Origin of the sequence: Streptomyces graminilatus (genome assembly GCF_001418565.1) — a bacterium.
Classification (GTDB): Bacteria; Actinomycetota; Actinomycetes; order Streptomycetales; family Streptomycetaceae; genus Streptomyces; species Streptomyces graminilatus.
The window spans coordinates 1-3,323 of sequence record NZ_LIQQ01000451.1 but is presented as its reverse complement, the minus strand read 5'-3'; the positions used below and the strand labels follow the sequence as shown (position 1 = coordinate 3,323).

Below are 3,323 nucleotides of genomic sequence, written 5' to 3'. Positions count from 1 at the left end.
GCCCCAGCCCGCTCCGCACGGCCGGCACGCCGCGTACGGCCACCAGGCTCCCTACGGCCACCAGGCCCCGTACCAGCAGCCCTCGGTCACGGCCACCACCCCTCTCGCCGAGCCCCCCGCCGCCACAGGGCAGCCCAAGAAGCGGGCGAAGGGCACCCTCGCCCTTCTCGCCGCCGTGGCGATCGTCGCCGCCGTGATAGGCGGCGGCACTGCGTACGGCATCCAGGAGCTGACGCACTCGCAGGCCGCCGTCACCTCCAGCAGCACCAGCACCAACGTGGTGCCGTCGAGCGCCAGGGGCACGGTCGCCGGGGTCGCCGCGGCGGTCAGTCCGAGCATCGTCGAGATCAACGCGAACTCGAACGCCGGTTCGTCGACCGGGTCCGGCGTGATCATCACGTCCGGCGGCGAGATCGTCACCAACAACCACGTCATCACCGGCGCCACCTCCGTCAAGGTGTCGACGCACGACGGCCGGACGTTCACCGCGAAGGTCGTCGGCACCGACGCGAAGAAGGACCTGGCCCTCATCAAGCTGGAGCACGCCTCCGGCCTGAAGGTGGCGACCTTCGGCAACTCCGCGGGTGTCCGCGTCGGCGACCAGGTCGTGGCGATCGGCTCCCCCGAGGGCCTGACCGGCACGGTCACCAGCGGCATCGTCTCCGCTCTCAACCGTGACGTCACCGTCTCCACCGAGGAGGGCCAGGGGCAACAGCAGCAGGGCGACGGTGGCGGCGGCTGGCCGTTCGAGTTCGGCGGGCAGCAGTTCAACGGTGACACCGGCTCGTCCACCACGACCTACAAGGCCCTCCAGACGGACGCGTCCCTCAATCCCGGCAACTCCGGCGGCGCGCTCATCGACATGAACGGCAACATCATCGGCATCAACTCCGCGATGTACTCGGCGAGTTCGTCCCAGCAGGACGCGGGCAGCGCGGGCCTCGGATTCGCCATCCCGATCAACACCGTCAAGTCCGACCTGGCCACGCTGCGCTCGGGCTCCAGCACCTGAGAACTCCGGGGGCCCGAGAAGCCTGAGATACCTGAGATACCTCGGAAGCCTCAGAAGCCTGAGACGCCTCAGAAGAAGGACGGCTCATCCCTGACATGCGACGCTGAAGACACCCGACGTCCGACCCCCGACGTCCGACACCCGACGCCCGCCATGTCCCACCGCACCCGAGGAAGCCACGACCATGAGCCCCGCCGAAGGCGACCGTGACCCCCAGCGCATCCTGATCGTCGACGACGAGCCGGCCGTGCGCGAAGCACTCCAGCGCAGCCTCGCCTTCGAGGGTTACGACACGGAGGTCGCGGTCGACGGCGCGGACGCCCTGGAGAAGGCGACCGCGTACCGGCCCGACCTGGTCGTCCTCGACATCCAGATGCCGAGGATGGACGGCCTGACGGCGGCCCGGCGCATGCGCGGCGCGGGCGCGACCACGCCCATCCTGATGCTGACGGCCAGGGACACGGTCGGCGACCGGGTGACGGGCCTGGACGCGGGCGCGGACGACTACCTGGTCAAGCCCTTCGAGCTGGACGAACTCTTCGCCCGCGTACGGGCTCTGCTGCGCCGCAGCACCTACGCGGCGGCGGCCCTCGCGGGCAGCCTCCCGGAGAGCGAGGCCCTGACCTTCGCCGACCTGCGCATGGACCTCGCGACCCGCGAGGTGACCCGCGGCGGCCGGGCGGTGGAACTGACCCGCACGGAGTTCACCCTGCTGGAGATGTTCCTGACCCACCCGCGCCAGGTCCTCACCCGGGAACAGATCCTGAAGTCGGTCTGGGGCTTCGACTTCGAGCCGTCCTCCAACTCCCTCGACGTGTACGTCATGTATCTGCGCCGCAAGACGGAGGCGGGCGGCGAGCCGCGCCTCGTGCACACGGTCCGGGGCGTGGGATACGTACTGCGCCAGGGCGGCGCGGAGTGAGCCAAGTGGCACGCCGGTACCGGTACCGGTCCCTGCCGATCCGGTCGCGGCTGGCGCTGCTGGTGGCGGCGGCGGTGGCGTTCGCGGTGGGCGCGGTCTCGGTGGCCTGCTGGTTCATCGTGCAGGGGAAACTGTACGAGCAGGTCGACGACGACCTGCGGCAGATGGTGAGCAGCCCCGACATCCTCGCTCCGGGGCTCAACCAGTGCTCCCAGACTCCGCGGAACGACGGCGAGCGGGACACCGTGTCGAACAACTACGTCCAGTTCTTCAAGGAGAGGGGCGCCCCCTGCGTCGCCCCGTACTCCAAGGGCACGGTCAAGGTCACCGGCGCCGACCTGAACCTTCTCACGCACGCGACGGAGCAGGACCAGCACATCTTCCGCAACGGGACCGACGAGTCCGGCAACGCCGTACGCGCGCTGACCGTGTTCCTTGGCGTGGACGGGAACGACGGGCAGCGGGTCGCCCTGCTGGTCGCCACGCCCCTCCACAGCACCCACTCCACCCTCGACGAGCTCGCCCTGATCCTTCTCCTCGTCTCCGGGGTCGGGGTGTTCGGTGCCGGGGTCGCCGGTCTCGCGGTGGCCCGCGCGGGCCTGCGTCCCGTGGACAAGCTCACCGCGGCCGTCGAACACGTCGCCCGTACCGAGGACTTGAGCATCCGCATCCCGGTGGACGAGGACAGCGACGACGAGATCGCCCGCCTCTCCCGCTCCTTCAACTCGATGACCTCGGCCCTAGCCAACTCCCGTGAGCTGCAACAGCAGTTGATCGCCGACGCGGGCCACGAACTCCGCACCCCCCTCACCTCGTTGCGCACGAACATCGAGTTGCTGACCCGCAGCGAGGAGACGGGCCGCCCGATCCCGGAGGCCGACCGCAAGGCGCTGCTGGCCTCGGTGAAGGCCCAGATGACCGAACTGGCCGCCCTGATCGGCGACTTGCAGGAACTGTCCCGCCCGGAGGGCCACCAGGCCGAGCGCGTCCAGGTGATCTCCCTGGCGGACACGGTGGAGTCGGCCCTGCGCCGAGCCCGCCTGCGGGGCCCGGAGTTGACGATCACGTCGGACATCCACCCCTGGTTCGTCCGGGCGGAACCCTCGGCGCTGGAACGGGCGGTGGTCAACATCCTGGACAACGCGGTGAAGTTCAGCCCGGTGAGCGGCACGATCGAGGTCCGGCTCGTGTCCGGCGTACTCACGGTCCGCGACCACGGTCCCGGCATCCCGGCCGACGAGATCCCGTATGTCTTCGACCGCTTCTGGCGCTCCCAGAGCGCCCGCGCGCTGCCGGGCTCGGGCCTCGGCCTGTCCATCGTCGCCCGCACGATCCAGCAGGCGGGCGGCGAGGTCACGCTGTCCCACGCGCGGGGCGGCGGCACGGTGG

General features: G+C 70.4%; 3 protein-coding genes. All 3 read left to right on the top strand.

The genetic code is table 11. The annotated features are described in order from the left end of the window. On the top strand, positions 1-1,012 hold a 1,012-nt coding region (locus AOK08_RS32330), incomplete at its 5' end, for a S1C family serine protease (protein WP_241827178.1). 184 nt (positions 1,013-1,196) lie between these two features. Then, positions 1,197-1,934, top strand: coding sequence for a response regulator transcription factor (locus tag AOK08_RS32325; protein ID WP_055532717.1), 738 nt, complete (start codon positions 1,197-1,199; stop codon positions 1,932-1,934). Then, positions 1,931-3,323: sensor histidine kinase (locus tag AOK08_RS32320; RefSeq protein WP_055532718.1), on the top strand; the 1,393-nt coding region annotated here is incomplete at its 3' end. The genes AOK08_RS32325 and AOK08_RS32320, both read left to right, overlap by 4 nt.

Bases quoted from the DNA above. Each gene is read 5' to 3' on its own strand.
- AOK08_RS32325 (WP_055532717.1), top strand. From the start codon at position 1,197: ATGAGCCCCGCCGAAGGCGACCGTGACCCCCAGCGCATCCTGATCGTC.